This window comes from Streptomyces longhuiensis (genome assembly GCF_020616555.1).
Lineage (GTDB): Bacteria > Actinomycetota > Actinomycetes > Streptomycetales > Streptomycetaceae > Streptomyces > Streptomyces longhuiensis.
In genome coordinates, this window is the sequence record NZ_CP085173.1 from 8,658,367 (window position 1) to 8,675,814 (window position 17,448).

General features: G+C 71.7%; 15 protein-coding genes. 5 read left to right on the forward strand and 10 right to left on the reverse strand.

Annotation, left to right across the window (positions count from 1 at the left end; genetic code table 11):
• The first annotated feature begins 332 nt into the window (after positions 1-332).
• Together LGI35_RS39415 and LGI35_RS39420 are read left to right on the forward strand one after the other, a co-directional pair.
• On the forward strand, positions 333-2,468 hold the full coding sequence (locus LGI35_RS39415) for an NEW3 domain-containing protein (RefSeq protein ID WP_227299219.1): 2,136 nt from the start codon (positions 333-335) through the stop codon (positions 2,466-2,468).
• An 86-nt stretch (positions 2,469-2,554) separates the two neighbouring features.
• The gene (locus LGI35_RS39420) at positions 2,555-3,061 is read left to right on the forward strand and encodes a GNAT family N-acetyltransferase (RefSeq protein ID WP_227299220.1); all 507 of its coding nucleotides are present in this window, start codon (positions 2,555-2,557) and stop codon (positions 3,059-3,061) included.
• Positions 3,062-3,175: 114 nt separating this feature from the next.
• On the opposite strand, the gene LGI35_RS39425 is transcribed toward LGI35_RS39420, so the two are convergent.
• From LGI35_RS39425 to LGI35_RS39440, 4 genes are all read right to left on the reverse strand, one after another.
• Positions 3,176-3,853 (reverse strand): AIM24 family protein, encoded by a 678-nt coding sequence (locus LGI35_RS39425; RefSeq protein ID WP_227299221.1) that lies wholly within the window; start codon positions 3,851-3,853, stop codon positions 3,176-3,178.
• A 102-nt stretch (positions 3,854-3,955) separates the two neighbouring features.
• Positions 3,956-4,540, reverse strand: a complete 585-nt coding sequence (locus LGI35_RS39430; RefSeq protein WP_227299222.1) for a hydrolase — start codon at positions 4,538-4,540, stop codon at positions 3,956-3,958.
• Between the two features lie 74 nt (positions 4,541-4,614).
• Positions 4,615-5,079 carry a MarR family winged helix-turn-helix transcriptional regulator gene (locus LGI35_RS39435; RefSeq protein ID WP_227299223.1) on the reverse strand — a complete coding sequence of 155 codons (465 nt, stop codon included), beginning with the start codon at positions 5,077-5,079 and terminating at the stop codon, positions 4,615-4,617.
• Positions 5,080-5,195: 116 nt separating this feature from the next.
• Positions 5,196-6,638 carry a S1 family peptidase gene (locus LGI35_RS39440; RefSeq protein WP_227299224.1) on the reverse strand — a complete coding sequence of 481 codons (1,443 nt, stop codon included), beginning with the start codon at positions 6,636-6,638 and terminating at the stop codon, positions 5,196-5,198.
• Positions 6,639-6,897: 259 nt separating this feature from the next.
• Here LGI35_RS39440 and LGI35_RS39445 point away from each other — a divergent pair, with 259 nt between their 5' ends.
• Positions 6,898-7,395: a peptidylprolyl isomerase gene (locus LGI35_RS39445; RefSeq protein WP_116505392.1), complete on the forward strand. Its 498-nt coding sequence runs from the start codon at positions 6,898-6,900 to the stop codon at positions 7,393-7,395.
• Between the two features lie 142 nt (positions 7,396-7,537).
• On the opposite strand, the gene LGI35_RS39450 is transcribed toward LGI35_RS39445, so the two are convergent.
• From LGI35_RS39450 to LGI35_RS39475, 6 genes are all read right to left on the reverse strand, one after another.
• The gene (locus LGI35_RS39450) at positions 7,538-9,712 is read right to left on the reverse strand and encodes an FUSC family protein (RefSeq protein ID WP_227300711.1); all 2,175 of its coding nucleotides are present in this window, start codon (positions 9,710-9,712) and stop codon (positions 7,538-7,540) included.
• Between the two features lie 265 nt (positions 9,713-9,977).
• A complete protein-coding gene (locus LGI35_RS39455) occupies positions 9,978-10,625 on the reverse strand; it encodes a hypothetical protein (RefSeq protein ID WP_227299225.1) in 648 nt (215 codons plus the stop codon).
• Between the two features lie 42 nt (positions 10,626-10,667).
• On the reverse strand, positions 10,668-11,231 hold the full coding sequence (locus tag LGI35_RS39460) for a hypothetical protein (protein WP_227299226.1): 564 nt from the start codon (positions 11,229-11,231) through the stop codon (positions 10,668-10,670).
• 156 nt (positions 11,232-11,387) lie between these two features.
• Complete coding sequence (gene pstS / locus LGI35_RS39465) at positions 11,388-12,527, reverse strand: phosphate ABC transporter substrate-binding protein PstS (protein WP_227299227.1); 1,140 nt, start codon at positions 12,525-12,527, stop codon at positions 11,388-11,390.
• 177 nt (positions 12,528-12,704) lie between these two features.
• Complete coding sequence (locus tag LGI35_RS39470) at positions 12,705-13,493, reverse strand: class II aldolase/adducin family protein (RefSeq protein ID WP_227299228.1); 789 nt, start codon at positions 13,491-13,493, stop codon at positions 12,705-12,707.
• Positions 13,490-14,470 carry a C-terminal binding protein gene (locus LGI35_RS39475; protein WP_227299229.1) on the reverse strand — a complete coding sequence of 327 codons (981 nt, stop codon included), beginning with the start codon at positions 14,468-14,470 and terminating at the stop codon, positions 13,490-13,492. Before LGI35_RS39475 ends, LGI35_RS39470 begins: the two co-directional genes overlap by 4 nt.
• Before the next feature lie 225 nt (positions 14,471-14,695).
• On the opposite strand from LGI35_RS39475, the gene LGI35_RS39480 reads away from it, so the two are divergent.
• Positions 14,696-15,592, forward strand: a complete 897-nt coding sequence (locus tag LGI35_RS39480) for an Lrp/AsnC family transcriptional regulator (RefSeq protein WP_227299230.1) — start codon at positions 14,696-14,698, stop codon at positions 15,590-15,592.
• Positions 15,593-15,771: 179 nt separating this feature from the next.
• Positions 15,772-17,427 (forward strand): amidohydrolase, encoded by a 1,656-nt coding sequence (locus LGI35_RS39485; protein WP_227299231.1) that lies wholly within the window; start codon positions 15,772-15,774, stop codon positions 17,425-17,427.
• The last annotated feature ends 21 nt before the right edge of the window (positions 17,428-17,448 follow it).

The following is a 17,448-nucleotide window of genomic DNA, read 5'->3' on the forward strand; positions in this document are numbered from 1 at the left end:
AGCGCATGAGGAGGAAGGGTTGTACGGGAGTTCGCCCGGGGTTCACCGACGCCCCGGAGATCAACTGACAAGCGGTGAGGGTGAATTGGTGCACAAGGCGTTGAACTACCCCGCTGGCTGATTGTTTGTGCAAGAAATCGCCATACATCTTGCAGCAACGAGCTTCCCTGGGCACGGTATCCCCGTCGCGTCATCCCCGGCGCGCTCGTAGACGCTCGTAGACGGGAGATCCCTTGTCCGGGAGAGCTCACAGAGAGCACAGATCCGCACGGCGCCGCACCACCCCGAACCCCGCGCGCCGCGGCCGGGCCCGCGCCGTTCGCGCCCTGTCCGTGGCCGCCACCGCCGCGGCACTCGCGCTCGGTGGCCTCGCGGGACCGTCCGCCGCACCCGCCGCCGCGGCCACCACGCCGTACCCCAACCTCACCCCCACCCCGCCCATGGGCTGGAACAACTGGTCCTACTACGGCTGCGACATCAGCGAGGAGACCGTCCTCGCCAACGCCCGCGCACTCGTCTCCTCCGGCCTGGCCGCCAAGGGCTACGACACCGTCACCACCGACGACTGCTGGATGACGCACGCCCGCGACGCCGACGGCAACCTCGTCCCCGACCCCACCCGCTTTCCGCACGGCATGGCCTACGTCGGCGAGCAACTGCACGCCATGGGCCTCAAGTTCGGCATCTACGAGGACGCCGGCACGACCACGTGCGGCGGCTACCCCGGCTCGTACGGCCACATGAAGCAGGACGCCGACCTCTTCGCCAAGTGGAAGGTCGACTACCTGAAGCTGGACGGCTGCAACGTGCCCGTCCCCACGGGCCAGAGCGCGGACGACGTCTACCACAAGCTCTACGGCGACATGAGCCAGGCGCTCCTCGACACCGGCCGCCCCATCGTCTACTCGGTCTCCGCGCCCGCCTACTTCGAGGGCGAGAAGGACTGGCACCACGTCATCTCCTGGTCCGCCGAGGTCGGCAACCTGTGGCGGGAGGGCGCCGACGTCGCCATGGAGTCGTCGTCCGCGCGCGGCAAGTGGGCCTCCATCAAGTACAACTACGCCTACAACGTGCCGCTCGCCGACCTGCAGAGCCCCGGCCGCTGGAACGACCCCGACTTCCTCCTCGCCGGGCAGTCCCGGCTCACCGGCGACGAGATCCGCAGCCAGATGTCGCTGTGGTCCGTGATGGCCGCCCCTCTCATCTCCAGCACCGACCTGACGAAGGCCTCGCCCGACGCGCTCGCCGTCCTCGGCAACAAGGACGTCATCGCCGTCGACCAGGACACCAAGGGCCTCCAGGGACGCATCGTCCAGCAGGGCGACGGCTACGACGTCCTGTCCAAGCCCCTCGCGAACGGCGACCGGGCCGTGGCCCTGTTCAACTCGTCCGACGAGGCGCGGACCATCACGACGACGGCCGCCAAGGCCGGGCTGCCCGCCGGATCCTCATACCTCCTCAAGGACCTCTGGTCGAAGCGGACCACGCAGACCACGGGGACGATCGCCGCGAACGTGCCCGCCCACGCGACCGTGCTGTACCGCGTCCACGCCGGCACCGCCCACCGCGTGCAGCCCGCCACCGCGATCACCTGGACACGGACCGGCGGTCAAGGCACCACCTCCACCTGGAAGGTCGCGCTCGCGGACCATGGCCCCACCGGACTCACCGGCGCGCAACTGCGTATCAGCGCCCCCGAAGGCTGGCGCCTCAGCACGTCGAAGGTGTCCCTCGGCAAGGTCAGGCCCGGCGGTTCGGCCACCGCGACCATCACCGCGAAGGGCCCCGACGCCGAGCCAGGCACCACCGTCACGACCCTGACCGCGACGGCCCGCTACCGCTCCGGGGGCGCCGGTGACGGTTCCGTGTCGGGACGCGCCTCGATCGTCACCGAAGTGCCGTATCCGAGCCTGGACGCCGCCTTCAACAACGTCGGCGTGACCAACGAGGCGGCGCCGCCCGCCGAGGGCAACTACACGACCGGCAACTTCGACGGCGGCGGCGACAGCTACTCGGCGCAGGCCCTCGCCGCGGCCGGGGTCACCCCCGGGGCAAAGGTCAGCAAGGACGGCGTGACCTGGACGTTCCCGGCCGCCAAGCCGGGCACCCCGAACAACGTCGAACTCGCCGGCCAGTCGATCACCCTCACCGGCAGTGGATCCAAGCTCTGGTTCCTCGGCGCGGAGGCCGGCTTCACCTCGGGCCAGGTCAAGGTCACCTACACCGACGGCACCACGAGCACGGGCAGCCTCGGCTTCCCCAACTGGTGCTGCACGGCGGGCACGGATTACGGCGCGACGACGGTCGCCACGTCCGACCACCGCAACACCCCGACCGGCCCCGCCAACTTCGGCACCGGCTACAAGCTGTTCGGCAACTCCGTCCCGCTCACCGCGGGCAAGACGATCCGCACGGTCACCCTGCCCGACGCGGACGCGATCCACGTGTTCGCGATCACCGTTCAGTAGAGGGGCCGGTGCGCCGGATGCCGTGGTCGCGGTGTCCGGCGCACCGGCGTGGAATACGGTGACGCGATGGACAGGCTCCGCGAACCGTGACCGCGACGGACATCACGACCAAAAGACTCGAACTCCGCCCGCTCCAGGTGGAGTTCGCCGACGAGATGGCCGCGGTGCTCGGCGACGAGGCTCTGCATACGTTCATCGGCGGCGCGCCGCTGTCGGCGCGGGAGTTGCGCGAACGCTACGGGCGCCTGGTCGCGGGCTCCCCGGACCCGGCCGTCTCGTGGTGCAACTGGGTGCTCCGGATCAGGGACGAAGACTGTCTGGCCGGCACGGTCCAGGCCACGGTCGGCCCCGGTGACGACGGGCTCGAAGCCGAGATCGCCTGGGTCGTCGGAGTGCCGTGGCAGGGGCGCGCTCTCGCCACGGAGGCGGCGCTCGCACTGGTCGACTGGCTCGGGCAGCGGCGCGTACGCACCGTCGTCGCGCACATCCACCCGGACCACGCCGCGTCGGCAGCCGTCGCGACGGCGTGCGGACTGGAGCCCACGGACCGGATGCACGACGGCGAGGTCAGGTGGCAGCGCACCTTGACCTGACGCGCCTTGAGATGAAGGACGTTGAGATGAAGCACCGTGAGGTGGCGCACCTTGAGGTGACGGCTCACCGGGTCCCGGGGCCGCCACCTCGAAGTGCTCGGGTGCAACGGAGCGTCAGTGCTGCTGGGCCTTCTGTGGAGTCGCCTCGCTGGGGCGCACGACGACGTACCCCTCACCCTCCAGCTTCAGCTGGACGGCCTCGCCGGAACCGCCGCGGATCATCGACCCGATGGACTGCGACCGGTGCAACGAGGTGTTCAGATGGGCGGTCCAGCCCACGACCGCGTCCGTGTCGACGAACACCGGCTGCTGCGGCGACACGGGGATGACCAGCGGGTTGCCCTCGCAGACGAGCCCCAGCCTGCCGTGACCGGTGAAGACGCTGTTGAACAGGCCTCCGCCGGATATTCCCGCGCCCTTCACGGTCTTGATCTCGTACGAGAGCGTGGAGTCGAAGCACAGGACGTTGCGCCCGTTGACCGTCAGGGCCTCGCCCGGCTCGACATCGACGATGAAACAGTTCTGTGCCTCGTGCGCGAACCAGGCCTCGCCCTGCCCGCGCACCGTCATTAGCGGCAGTCCCTCGCCCGTGACCGCGCGTTTGAGCATGCCGCCCATGCCCTGGCCCTTGCGCTCGAACTGCAGGTTCCCGCGGTAGGCGACCATCGCTCCCTGGCGGGCCATCATGTCGCCGTTGACGACGTAGCGGATCGACTTCGCGTTCTGTGCGGTCATTCCCGGCGCGGTGGCGGGCTGTACGACGTGCTCGCTGGAAAAGAGATCACCCTTCATGCGGGCATCCTGTCCCGGACGGGTTCGTTCCGCCAAGGTCGGGCGCCGCACCGGCCGGAATCCGACCAGGGTCGGGGCGGCCGGCAGGGCTCAACTCGCGTGTCAGGCGCGGGTCTTCGCCAGGAGTGCGGCGATCTCCTCGGTCGTGCCGGTCTCGCCGAGGCGCGGGAAGATCCGCTCGATGCTGTTGCGGTGCGCCTCCACGTCCAGGTCCGTCATCGCGTCGGTGGCCAGCGTGACGTGATAGCCGTGCTCGTGGGCGGCGCGGGCGCTGGACTCGACACCGATGCTGGTGGCGACGCCGGTCATCACGACCTGCGTGATGCCGCGGCGGCGGAGCTGGAGGTCCAGGTCCGTACCGAAGAAGGCGCCCCAGTTGCGCTTGGTGACCGTGATGTCCTCGGGGTGGCCGGACAGTTCGTCCACGATGACGTCCCAGCCCTCGGGCCGGGCGCCGGTGCGTCCCTGGGTCTCGTTGCGCCCCGGTACGGCGTCCGCCCCGTCGGCGGCGGCGCTGACGCGCACGAGGACGACCGGCAGGCCGTGCGAGCGGAAGGCGTCCGCCAACTCGACCGAGCGGGCGACGACTTCGGCGCCGGTGTACGGGGTGGTGGGTGCGCCGACAATGCCCTTCTGGAGGTCGATGACGACGAGGGCGGTGCGCTCGTCGAGGGTGGTGAGAGCCATGAGCGGGGCCTTTCGGGGTGGTTCGATCTCGGGGTGGCGTGGCCGGGGGCGACCGTGACGGGCACGCGTTCCGGTCAGGCTTCTGTGAGCCGTTCCAGAAGGGTCAGCGCGGTGACGACGGTCCGGCGCTCCTCTTCCGTGTAGTTGTCCTGGAAGGCGCGGGCCAGCCATTCCCCGCGGGCCTGCCGGGTGCCCTCCGCGCTCTCGCGGCCGGCGTCGGTGAGGGTGACCAGCTGGCGGCGGCCGTCCTCGGGGTCGGGGCGGCGCTCGATCAGACCGTGCTGGTCGAGCACGGCGAGCGTGGCGGCCATCGACTGCGGCCGCACGCCTTCGGAGGCGGCGAGACCGCTGGCCGTGGCGGCCCCCGCCTTGCCGAGCCGGTTGAGCGCGGAGACCTGGGACGGGGTGAGGTCCTGACTGTCGGAGACCTCGCGCAGGCGGCGCCGGAGGCGGCTGAACATCACGCGCAGTTCGCGCGCGGCACGGTCCGCGGATTCTGAGATGCCCTCGGCGTGGTCGATGCCCTCGGCGTTGTTCATGCGCCCACGCTAAAACCTTCAGTCCAGGCTGTCCAGTCTGGGCTGAAGATTTGGAGGGGGCCGCGGTACGGCTGCGTGCGGCCGCCCGGAGCGGGCCACGCCCGGTCTCCGGTCGATCACCAGGCGCCGCGCCTCCGCCGAGACGAACGCATGGAGCGCGCCGCCACCAGAGCGATCAGACTCCCACCGATGACCAGCAGGCCCGGGCCGACGCTCCGGGTGTCCACGACCCGGGAGATCGCGGCGACGGGGCCGGTACCGGACGCGGTGTTGCTGGTTCCTGTGTCGGGACCGGACGCGGTGCCGGTGCCTGTGCCGGACGCGGTGCCGGTGGCCCCGCCCATGTTCGTTCCCGTCCCCACTCCGGCATCCGTCCCGCCCCCACCCGGAGCGCCTGCCTCGGAGTCTGCGGGCGGCGCGGACGGGGCCACGTCGCCGCCGGGCCGCGCCTGTCCCGAACCGGCCCCCGTCCCCGGCCCGTCGTCCCCCGAGACGGCGGCCAGGTGTACGCCGAGGGCCGTCATCGCCGCTTCGACGGGCTGGAAGAACGTCGTGCCCCCGGCATCGCAGTTCCCGTTGCCGCCCGAGGTCAGGCCCAGGGCGAGCCCGTCGGCGAACAGGGGGCCGCCGCTGTCGCCCGGTTCGGCGCACACCGTGGTCTGGACGAGGCCCGTGACCGTGCCCTCCGGGTAGTTCACCGTCGCGTTCAGGCCGGTCACCCGGCCGGAGTGCAGCCCCGTGGTACTGCCGCTGCGGAAGACGCGCTGGCCCACCACGGGGTCGGCCGCCCCGGTGATGCGCACGCCACGGCCTCCGCCGATGGCGACGACGTCGCTCCGGGAGCGCGGCACCCCATCGCCGTATCGCACGAGGGAGAAGTCGTTCCCGGGGAACGTGCCCCTCACCGTGGTGCCCAGTGCGGTGGCGTCGCCGGGCCGTGCGAACCACGTCGTGCCCACCGGGCCGCAGTGCCCGGCCGTCAGCAGGAACGCGTCCCTGCCGTCGGTCACGTCGAAGCCCGCCGAGCAGCGCCCGTCGCTGGCGAAGATCGGGGACGCGCCGTCGACGCGGGTGGTGAACGTGCCCCGGGTGCGCTCCATGCGTACGGACGTCCCGATGGTCCTCGCGACGCCGGCCAGCCGCGACCAGTCGTTCGCCGAGACGGTCGAATCGGCCCGCACCACGACCTCGTTCGAGCCGTAGTCCATCGACCACGCCGTACCCGACACCCGGGGAGCCGCCCGCAAAGTCTCGGCGGCCGAGCGCAGGTCGCGCATGCTGTGGCGCACGACCTCGGCCCGCGCCCCGGCCCGACGCACGTCCGCCGCCGCGCCCGCGTCGGTCACCGCGACCACCGTCCGCCCGTCCGCGCCGAGCCAGCTGCCCGCCGTGCGGGCGGCGCCGAGCTGCGCCACCAGCCGTTCGCCCACCGGTACGGGTGGACCGGAAGCGCCGGGTTCGTTCGCTATCGCGCGCGTGACCAACAGGCTTCCGCAGAGCAGGCCACCGACGGCAGCAAGGCGTGTGATCCGCCGGGCGGTGCGTCGCGCGTGCCTCATCCAGACTCCCCAACGTGCGGAACGGCGTACGGGTGGAAGGTCAACGACCTTGAAAGGAAAGGGCGTTGAGATCGCCGACCGGCCCGTCCCCTCGCTTCACGTACGTACGGACGGGGCGCCTCGTTCAGTGGGGCGTCGCCCGGTCGCCGAGCCGTCACCGACCCGGGAGCGGGCCGATCGAGTGGACGCGCGGCCCGGGCGACCTGCGAAAGCCCGGCCCGAGGAGCGCTCGGGCCATGGGGAGTGCAAGGATGTCGCCATGGCAATCAAGGCATATTTCGACATCACCATCGACGACAAGCCCGCCGGGCGCATCAGCTTCAACCTCTTCGACGACGTCGTCCCGAAGACGGTGGAGAACTTCCGTGCCCTGGCCACGGGCGAGAAGGGCTACGGCTACGCGGGGTCGTCGTTCCACCGCATCATCCCGCAGTTCATGCTCCAGGGCGGCGACTTCACCGCCGGCAACGGCACGGGCGGCAAGAGCATCTACGGCGAGAAGTTCGCCGACGAGAACTTCCAGCTCAAGCACACCAAGCCGGGCCTGCTCTCCATGGCCAACGCGGGCCCGAACACGAACGGCTCGCAGTTCTTCATCACCACGATCGTGACCGACTGGCTCGACGGCAAGCACGTCGTGTTCGGTGAGGTCGCCGACGAGTCCAGCATGGAGCTCGTCAAGAAGATCGAGGCCCTCGGCTCCCGCAGCGGCGCCCCCTCGGCGAAGGTCACCATCTCCGAGTCCGGCGTTCTCTAGCCTCCGGAACGACGCCTGACCGCCGGCCACTCGAAGGCCGGCGGACCGGCATGGTCGACGGGCCGGGGCAGCAGATCAGGCCGCCCCGGCCCGCTCCATGCCCGCCTTCTCACCGCGCCCGAGCGCCTGAGTGCCACAACGCTCAGCGCCGGCGCCCCGCGACCGGCACATCGAGCGGCCGGGCGAGACCCACGACTCCCTCGTCGAGTCGCTGGAGATGCCGCAGCACGCGGAAGGTGACCGTGCCCGAGCGCAGCGCTCCGGGCCCGTCCGCCTCCAGCATCGAGGCGATGCTCGCGCCCGCCTGGACCTCCCCGCCGGTCTTCTCGTCCCGCACATGCGCGTCGATCACGCCGATGTTGTGCGCGATACGCACCCCGGCCCGCTCGAGCCGCGGATCCGCCGCGATGGTCTTGCTGTACGGCACCAGTTCGGCCGTCGCCGCCAGCGACCGGGCGTGATAGGCGCAGGTCTCCAGGAGCGCCACCAGATAGCGGGCCGTCTGCCGCCGCACGCGGAGCGGCGTGATCGGATGCGTCAGCGGCTTCGTTGAGGCGCGCAGATCGTCGAGGGCCGTGTCCAGATCCCGCGCCTTGTCGAGCAGATCGACCGCGGGTCCACCGCTGAGCTGCTCCACGGCCGCCGACACGACGTCCCCGAGCCTGACCAGGACCGTGCTGAGCAGTTCGTCGGTACGGCGGTCCGTGTGCACCGGCAGCACGAGCACCGCGGCGACGATGCCGCACGCGGCGCCGAGCGCCGTCTCCTCGATCCGCAGGACCAGCACGTCCAGGCTGTAGGTGTTGAGCAGCGTGTAGAGCAGGCCCAGCATCGCGGTGACGAAGAACGACATCAGGGCGTACGACAGCGGCGCGGTGAAGAACATCGCGAAGATGAAGACCAGGACGAGGGCGAACGCCGTCCAGGTGTGATTGCCGACCACGCCCGCGAGCGCGACACCGGCGACCACGCCGAACACGGTGCCGAGGAGCCGGCGGTAGCCCTTGACGAGGATCTCGCCCGTGGACGCGGTGTTGAGGAAGACCACCCAGCACGTCAGGACCGCCCAGTACCAGCGCTGGCTGGACAGGAACTCGCCGCCGACGATGGCCAGCGACGACCCCACCGCGACCTGGAACGCGGCCCGCGTCGTGGGCCGCTGGAGCCCGGTGCGGTCGTCCGCGTCGTCCTCGTCCTGCTCGGCGCCGGTGATCGCGAGGTCCTCGGCGTCGAGTTCCTCGCGGGAGCGCGTGGTCGCCGGGGTGTCGTCGGACTCGTCCTGCGGTCCGTCGAGGGCGACCCGAAGACCCATGACGGCGCGCGCCGCCTCACCGATGCCGCGGTAGACGTCCTGCACGGCGGCGGAGCCGCGCGGCAGGTTGTCCTCGTCGCGGTAGGCGAGCAGCCGGTTGCGTACGTGCGCGAGCGCCGTGCCGCGGGCTCCCGACACGGGGCGGGCGACGAGCAGGTGCAGGGCGTTGAGGTCGCGGCGCAGGGTCGCGGTCGCGTCGTCGTCGGCGTACAGGCGCTTCGACGGCTCCGGTACGGGCGCGTGCGGCAGGTGCAGGGTGAGGGTGTCGGCGCGTTCGGCGCTGCGGGCGTTGAGCAGCAGGACGCCGAGCCGTTCGGCCGCGATCTCGGCGTCGGCGACCCTGCGTTGCACGAGGGAGGCGGTGGCCGAGTCACGGGTGCCCTCCTCCAGGCGGCCCTGGATCATCAGCGCCGTCTCGTGCAGCCGTGCGGTGCCCCGCCGCAGGTCGTCGAGGACCTTCTCCAGCTGGTCGGGTTCGGCGTCGAGCAGTTCGGCCTGCGTGTCCACCAGCTGCGCGAGCCGCGCCCTGAACGCGTCGCGCAGCCGGCCGAGGACCCGCTCCGGTGTCTCGGGCACGACGGCGAAGCGCACGACCGCGCTGCACGCGAAGGCGATGGCCAGCGTCGCGAACAGCTGTGGCAGCGACGAGACCGTCGCGCTCACGAACAGGGAGACGAAGTAGATCTGAAAGCCGATCAGACCCAGCGCGGTGCCGCGGTCCCCGAACCTGCGGCTGTAGACGGCCCCGAAGATCAGGGCGATGAAGAAGAGGTCACCCGCGATGACCTTGTTGTGCAGCAGCGCGGCGAGCGACACCGCCGTGAGCGCCACGGGCAGGCCGAGGGCGAGGGTGACCGCCTGGCCGCGTACGTCCTTCTCCCTGATCGCGAAGGTGGCCACCATCGCGGCCATGGCACCGGCGACCATGTGCGTCACATCGGTGTGGAGCGCCGCGAGGACGGCCAGGGTGAGCCCGATCGCGCCGACCGTCCGCAATCCCGCCATCAGCCGCAGCAGCCCCGGATCGGATGCCACGAACCGGTCCCACGTGCCACCGATCCTCGTCAGCCGTGTCACTGCCCTCACTCTGCCGCACTCTCCTGATCCAGCCATGATCCGCGGACGCCTCAGCATCCCATGCGCGTCAACTTCGGTCCGCGCCCGGTCGTGCGAGGTGGGAGGCGGTACGGGACCGTCGGCGGCAACGGTGTTCAGGGTGGTCAGGTGCCTTGAGATGTCCGCAGTTGTCGTCAAGTGTGGGCAAGTGTCGTCAGATCGGGAGGCCGATCAGGCCACGACCGCTCCGGGACGCCGCGGTCACCACCTCGCCCCAGTCGCGGACCAGCATGGCGAACTCCTCGAAGTTCGCTATCCATCTCCCGGGTCTCTCCGCGTGAACCGCGTACGGAGCGCGGAGGTCTTCGAGGAGGGGGGCGACAACGGCCCACGCGCGCGCCAGGTCCGTGACCTGCTCCGGTGTACGGACGATGAGCAGCCGAGGGCGCCACGGGTCCGGTTCGCAGGGGAAGAGTCCGGCAGCCGGCTCGTCCTCCGCGCTCGTGTCCGCGGCGGCGTCGTCGGGGCCCAGCCAGAACAGCCCTGCGAGGAACGCGTCGAGCGCCGCCCGCAGGTCGGGTTCGGCGAAGTCTCGGACGTCCTCCCACGCCTGGCCGGCCCAGAAGTGTGGCTTGAACGATCCGAGGGTCCGGAAGAACTCGTACAGGGCGCACCACGGCGTATCGGGCCGCCGCACCCAGCCGTGCTCGACCGGCGCCTCCGTGCCACCGCCACCGGAGTCACGGTCGTCGCAGTCGTCGTCCGGGTACGCGGCGTCCTCCAGCATTCCGAGGCGCTCCGCGGCAGGCGTCCGCGCGAGGTGGTCCCAGTCGACGACGAGAACGGTGATGTCCAGACCCATGGGGGAGAGGCTATAGATCGTCCGTGCGGGAGCGGCCGGGGCTCACCTCACGGGCCTGCGCACCCACACCTGCCTGTCGCTCGCCCCGGGTGCGTCGCCGGGGCCCGATGTGCCGAGGTCCAGCCAGCCCCAGGAGCGCAGCAGCGCGGAGCCCGGCGCCTCGGGTGCGGCGGGGTCGGGCCGGGGCACCGCCGCGACGGTCAGGTCGGTGTCGTGGCGCGCGAGGAGCCGTGTCCGCAGGTCCGTCGCGACGCCGTGGCGCCGATGGGCGGGCAGCACCATCAGCTCGGCGAGGACGAAGGTCCGGCCGGACGCGGTGAGTTCCTCGAACTCGGTCGGCAGCTCACCCCGGAAGCCCGCCCACCAGTCACCGGTGCGGTCGGCCCGGTACCCGTAGAGGCAGCCGACGAGCCCGCCCGAGTCGGCCACCACCATGTCGAAGTCGGGCCGCTGACCGTGCTTCTCGAACCGGGTCAAGAACCCCTGCCGGTCGCGGTACTCGGCCCCCGCGGCCCCGTGGTACGCCGAGACGTACACGTCGGCGACGGCTTCCCGCTGCTGTTCCGCCTGCCACCGCGACAGCCGCCGCAAGTACACCTGAGCCATATGAGCCTCCCGTCAGGCCGCGGGACATGCCCGGGCTCAGCATGGTGACACTCACGGGCGACGAGGGGAACGGGGCGTCACGCCCTGCCGCGCGAACTCCCGCTGACCTCAGGGTACTTGGCGAGATGTGCGCTTGGAAGGTGCTGCCCCGCGGCGTCAGGAAAGGGACCGCACCGTCTGCCGCACCTGGGCCGCGACGGTGTCCGGCAGGGGTGCGTAGTGGATCCGGGCCAGCGCCTGCTGGCCCTCGTCGCTCGCGGTGTAGGTGAGGAAGGACTTGAGCGCCGGGAGTGTGGCGGCCCGGTTGCCCTTGTCGCACACGATCTCGTACGTGACCAGGACGATCGGGTACGCGCCCGCGGCCGAGTGACCGTAGCGGAACTTCAGCGACATGTCCTTGCCCTCGCCGGCGACGTGGGCCGCGGCGATTCCGGCGGACGCGGACTCCGGCGACGGGGCGACGGGATCCGCCCCGCCCGTGTCGATGCGGACGGTCGGTACGTGGCTGCTCGCCGCGAAGGAGAGCTCGAAGTAGCCGATCGACCCGTACGAGGAGTTGACCTCGGACACGACTCCGCTGGAGCCGTTCGCCGAGCCGCCGCCCCTGGCCTGCCAGGACTTCTCCGCCGCGTAGGGCCAGGCGGCCGGGGCGGCTCCGGCGAGGTAGGCCTGAAGGTTCTGCGTCGTGCCCGAGTCGTCCGAGCGGTGCACCGGGCGGATGCGGGTCGAGGGGAGTTCCGCGTCGGGGTTGAGCGCGCGGATCTGTGGGGCGTCCCAGGTGGTGATCCGGGTGTCGAAGATCCCGGCGAGGGTCGGGGCGTCGAGGACCAGGTCGTCGACGCCGGGCAGGTTGTAGCCGACCGCGATGGGGCCGCCCGCCATGGGCAGGTCGATGGCCCGGCCGCCGGCGCACGTCTGCTTCGACAGCTCGACCTCTTCGGGCTTCAGCGCGCTGTCCGAGCCGCCGAACGCGGTCGCGCCGCGCAGGAACTGGGCGGCGCCGGCGCCCGATCCGAGCGGGTTGTAGGCGATCTGGACGCCGGGGCAGGCGCGTTGGTACTGGTCGATCCAGTACTTCATCACGTTCTGCTGGGCCGTCGAACCCGAGCCCGGCACCTGGCTCCTGCCTGCGCAGTCGATGTCGGCCACGGGGGAGGCGCCGGCCGAGGACGCGCGATCGGCGGCGGCACCCGGGCCGCCCGCCCCGCACCCCACGAGCAGGAGCGTGGCCGCGACGGCGGCCGCACCGGCCGGGACGCTCCGCCGGATCACACGTCTGGCACGGGCGCTCTGCACTGTCGTTCCCCCTGATGAAACCGCGATCGGAAGGACAAATGCTTACCGATCATGGCGGTCACGGGGTGACGTGAGGGTGAACTCCAGGCGAAGCGCCACCGTACGAAGGGCGAGCGGGGCCCGAAGGGGCCCCGCCGTCCACTTCCGCTGTCGCTCGGTTCGGCGCTCGGCTCGTGCTCAGTCCTTGTAGTCCGGCGCGATCCGGTCGAGCAGGCGCAGCATCGCCGCCCATGCCAGGTCGTACGCGTCCTCGTCCTGGAAGTCCGAGTCGGCCTCCGCCTCGCCCGCGAGCTGCCGGGCGGTGTACTCGCACACCTCCGGGGAGGGCACGGTGAGCGGGACGCCGCCGGCCTGCGCGGTGACCTGGATCTCGCAGGCCTTCTCCAGGTAGTACATGCGCAGGAACGCCTGGGCCGCGCTGTCGCCGACGGTGAGCAGGCCGTGGTTGCGCAGGATCAGCGCGGGGTGCCCGCCGATGTCGTCGACCAGGCGCTTCTGCTCGTCCAGGTTGAGCGCCACACCCTCGTAGTCGTGGTAGCCGACCCGGTTGTGGAACTCCATCGACATCTGGTTCAGCGGCAGAAGGCCGCCCTGCTGCGCGGCGACGGCGCAACCCGCCTTGGTGTGCGTGTGCAGGACGCAGTGGGCGTCCTCGCGGGCGGCGTGGATCGCGCTGTGGATGACGAAACCGGCCGGGTTGACCGGGTAGGGGGTCGGCTCGACCGGGTTGCCGGACAGGTCGATCTTGACCAGGTTGGAGGCGGTGATCTCCTCGAAGAGCAGCCCGTACGGGTTGATCAGGAAGTGGTGGTCCGGGCCCGGCAGGCGCAGCGAGATGTGCGTGAAGATCAGGTCGGTCATGCGGAAGTGGGCCACGAGCCGGTAGACGGCGGCGAGTTCGCGGCGCAGCCGCAGCTCGGTCTGCGCGGCGTCCTGATCGGCGGCGGGGGTCAGCAGGTCGGTCACGAGACGGCTCCTTCGAGAGTCGGGTCGACCACGGGGGTGAGCGGGCGGCCGGTGCGGTGCCAGGCGATCACGTTCTCGGCGGGCGCGCACACGTATGCGCGCTGCGAGGCGTCGGACAGGAACGCGCTGTGCGGGGAGAGCTGGATGCGCGGGTGGGTGCGCAACGGGTCGTCGGCGGGCGGGGGTTCGACCGGGAACACGTCGAGTGCCGCCCCGGCGAGATGCCCGCTGTCCAGCGCCCGCAGGAGCGCGTCGGCGTCGACGAGTTCACCGCGCGAGACGTTCACGAGGAACGAGCCCGGCCGCATCCGGGCGAGCAGCGCCTCGTCCGCGAGACCGTGGGTCTGCGGGGTGAGCGGGGTGTGCAGGGACAGCACGTCGGCGCGGCTGACCAGTTCGTCGAGGCCGAGCCGGTCGACCTCGGGCGGCCAGCCGCCCGGGTCGGCGTGCGGGTCGAAGGCGGCCACGCGGCCGAAGACGGGCGCCGCCATCCGCGCCACGGCGCGCGCGATACGGCCGAACCCGACCAGGCCGAGCGTCACCTCGCTCGCCCGGCGCGGCAGTTCGCCGAACTCCGTGTTCCAGCCGCCGCTGCGCACCGTGGCGTCGGCGTGCGGCAGGTAGCGTACGAGGGAGAGGGTGGCGGCGAGCGCGTGCACGGCGACGTCCTCGGTGGCCGCGTGCGGCAGGTTGCTCACCCACAGGCCGCGGCGGCGGGCCTCGGCGGTGTCCACCATGTCGTAGCCCGCGGACATCGTGGCCAGCATGCGCACGGTGGGCAGCCGGTCCAGGAGGGCCGCGTCCACGGGGGCGTAGCCGACGATCAGTGCCTCGGCGTCGTGCGCGGCCGCCGCGATCCTGGCGGGGTCGCGGCTCCCGACGACGCGGACCTCGAAGCCCGCGTCGCGCAGCAGGCGCTCGCCCGGCTCGACATCCAGCTCCTCGGGGTCGGTGAAGACCACCACGGGCTGACCCATCTCAATTCTCCCCACGCCTGGAGCGACAAATTCAGGGCGACGAATGATTCGTCGGTCGCTTCGGTCTCGAAGTTACGTTTCGTCTTCCATAATTGTCCAGTCCGCATGAGACGGGCGTCCGTGACGGATGTCACGGGTGTCCGGCGCCCGCGTCGCCGTGGCAGACAATGGGCGCCGACCCCGGGTGCGGCCGTACCCGGGCAGCCGAGCTGAGGGGAAGCCCCGGTGGACCTGGACCACATCGACCTCGCCGTCGTCCGCGAGCTGCAGGCGGACGGCCGTCTGACGTACGAGACGCTGGCCCAGCGGGTCGGTCTCTCCCGGCCCGCCACGCGGGCCCGCGTCCACCGGCTGCTCGAGGGTGGCGGTGTGCTCGTGGCGGCCGTCGTGCACCCCGCCGTCCGGGGCCTCACCGCGTCGGCGCATCTGTCGATCGGTGTCCGCGGTCCGGCCGGGCCCGTGGCGCGCGCCATCGCCGCCATGCCCGAGGCGCCGTTCGTCACGCTGACCGCCGGCGGCTACGCGGTCATGGCCGAGCTGCGCACGAAGGGGATCGCCGATCTGGACCGGGCGATCGAGCGCGTCCGCTGCCTGCCCGGCGTCGACGTCGTGGACCCGCTCATCTCCACCCGCCACCTCAAGGACCCGTATCTGCTCGCGGGCGAGCCGGCCGTCACGGAACTCGACGAGACCGACCAGCTCGTCCTGCGCGAGCTGGAGGCCGACGGCCGCCTCCCGTTCGCCGAGCTCGCCGAGCGGGTCGGCCTGTCGGCCGGAGCGGCCCGCGCGCGCACCCTGAGGCTCCTGGACGGCGGTGTCGCGAAGGTGCTCGCGCTGGTGCGCCCCGAACTTCTCGGCCTCGGCATCCTGTGCGGCTTCGCGGTCCGCGTCGAGGGGGAGCGCGACGAGGTCGCGGCTCGCCTCGCGGATCGCGAACAGGTCTCCTTCCTGTCCTCCTGCATGGGGCGCGCGGACCTGGTCGGCACGATCACGGTGGAATCCCTCGCCGCGATCCGGACGGCCGTCGAGGACATGCGGGCCGTGAAAGGTGTGCGCACGGTGGAGAGCTGGGTGCACCTGGAACTGATCAAGGAGCGCTATGAGGATCCGGCCGCCGGATGAGGCGCCGGTCAGATGATACGTAAGTGATGACCCATTGGAACTTACGAAAAGTTTCTAAGCGATACATCTAGTCAAGTCAACGTCGGTTGCTTATCGTCCATGCGAACGAATCAGTCGCCGCGCCCTCTCTGTGCGCGGCGGCCCTCATGGTCTTCCCACGGTCGAAAGCAGGCCCCCTCATGCACCACCCCCTCGATGACGCCGACCGCACGCTCCTGGTGACCGGCGCGGCGGTGGCCGCCGCCGGAACCCCCGTACGAGCCGAGGCGCTCGCCGTCCGGGGCGGCCGCGTCGTCCACGTCGGCACCGCGGACGCGGCACGCGCCGCTCTCGACGGCCGCGTCGACGAGCACCTCGCACTCGACGGCGGCCTCGTCCACCCCGGCTTCGTCGACGCCCACTGCCACCCCGTTATGTACGGGCAGGCCCTGGCCTGGGTCGACTGCCGGCCCGAACGTGTCCCCGACATCGAGACCCTCGTCGCCGTCCTCACCGACGCCGCCCGCGAACTCCCCGCCGGAGTCCCCGTACGCGGCTTCGGCTACGAGCACCGCAGGCTCGCCGAACGCCGCCACCCCACCTGTCACGACCTCGACCGCGTCGCCACCGACCGCGAGGTGTACGTCATGAACGCCTCCGGTCACGGCGGCGTCGTGAACTCCCACACCCTGCGCACCTGCGGCGTCACCGCGGGCACCCCCGACCCCGAGGGCGGCAGCATCGGCCGTCTGCCCTCCGGCGAGCCCGACGGACAGCTCTGGGACGCGGCCTGCGACCTGCTCACCGGGCCCGGCGGCGTGAAGATCGGCAACCACGGACCGAACTTCCACCTCTCCGAACCCGACGCGATCATGGCCGACCACCTGATGCGCGCCCAGGAGGTCTTCCTCGCCGCCGGAGTCACCACCGTCGGCGACGCGCAGGCCTCCCGCCGTGAGATGGAGACCTATCTGCGGGCGCGCCAGGACGGCTCGCTGCGCCTGCGCGTCTCCGCCTACCTCACCTCCGCGCTCCTCGACACCGCCCTCGACCTGGGAGTCGTGAACGGCTTCGGCGACGACCACTTCCGTGTCCAGGGCGTGAAGTTCTACGCCGACGGCACGCTCGGCGGCTGGACCGCGTACTTCCCCGACGGATACGCGGCGGACTGCTGCCACCACGGGCAGCTCTACCACTCGGCCGAGGAGTACGCCGAGCTCGTCGGCCGCGCCCACCGCGCCGGCCTGCAGACCGCCACGCACGCCCAGTCCCCGTTCGCCATCGGCATGGTGCTCGACGCCGTCGAGAAGGCGCAGGCCGACCGCGAGCGCCCCGGCATCCGCCACCGCATCGAGCACTCCGGCCTGCCCACCGACGAACAGATCGCGCGCATGGGCGAGTTGGGCGTCGTACCCGTCATGCAGCCCCAGCACCACCTGCGCACCGGCGACGGCACACTCACCGCCGTCGGCGACCTCGGCCACCGCTACAACCCGGCGGGCGCCTGCCTCGCCGCGGGCGTGCCCGTCGTCTTCAGCTCCGACGCGCCCGTCGCGCCGCCCGCCCCGCTGGAGGCGATCTCCGCGGCGGCCACCCGCCGCACCGTGCTCGGCACCGTCCTCGGCGACGCCGCGCTGCGCATGCCCGTCGCCGACGGCCTGCACGCGCACACCGCGGCGGCGGCCAGTGCCCTGCACCGCGAGCACGCCGTCGGCACCCTGGCCCCCGGCATGCTCGCCGACTTCGTGGTCCTCGACAGCGACCCGCTCACCGCGGACCCGGCCGAACTCGCCTCCATCGGCGTACGCGAGACCTGGATCGGCGGCGCCCGCGCCTGGGCCACCCCCGGCCGCTGACCCCTCCGCGTCTCCCCGCCC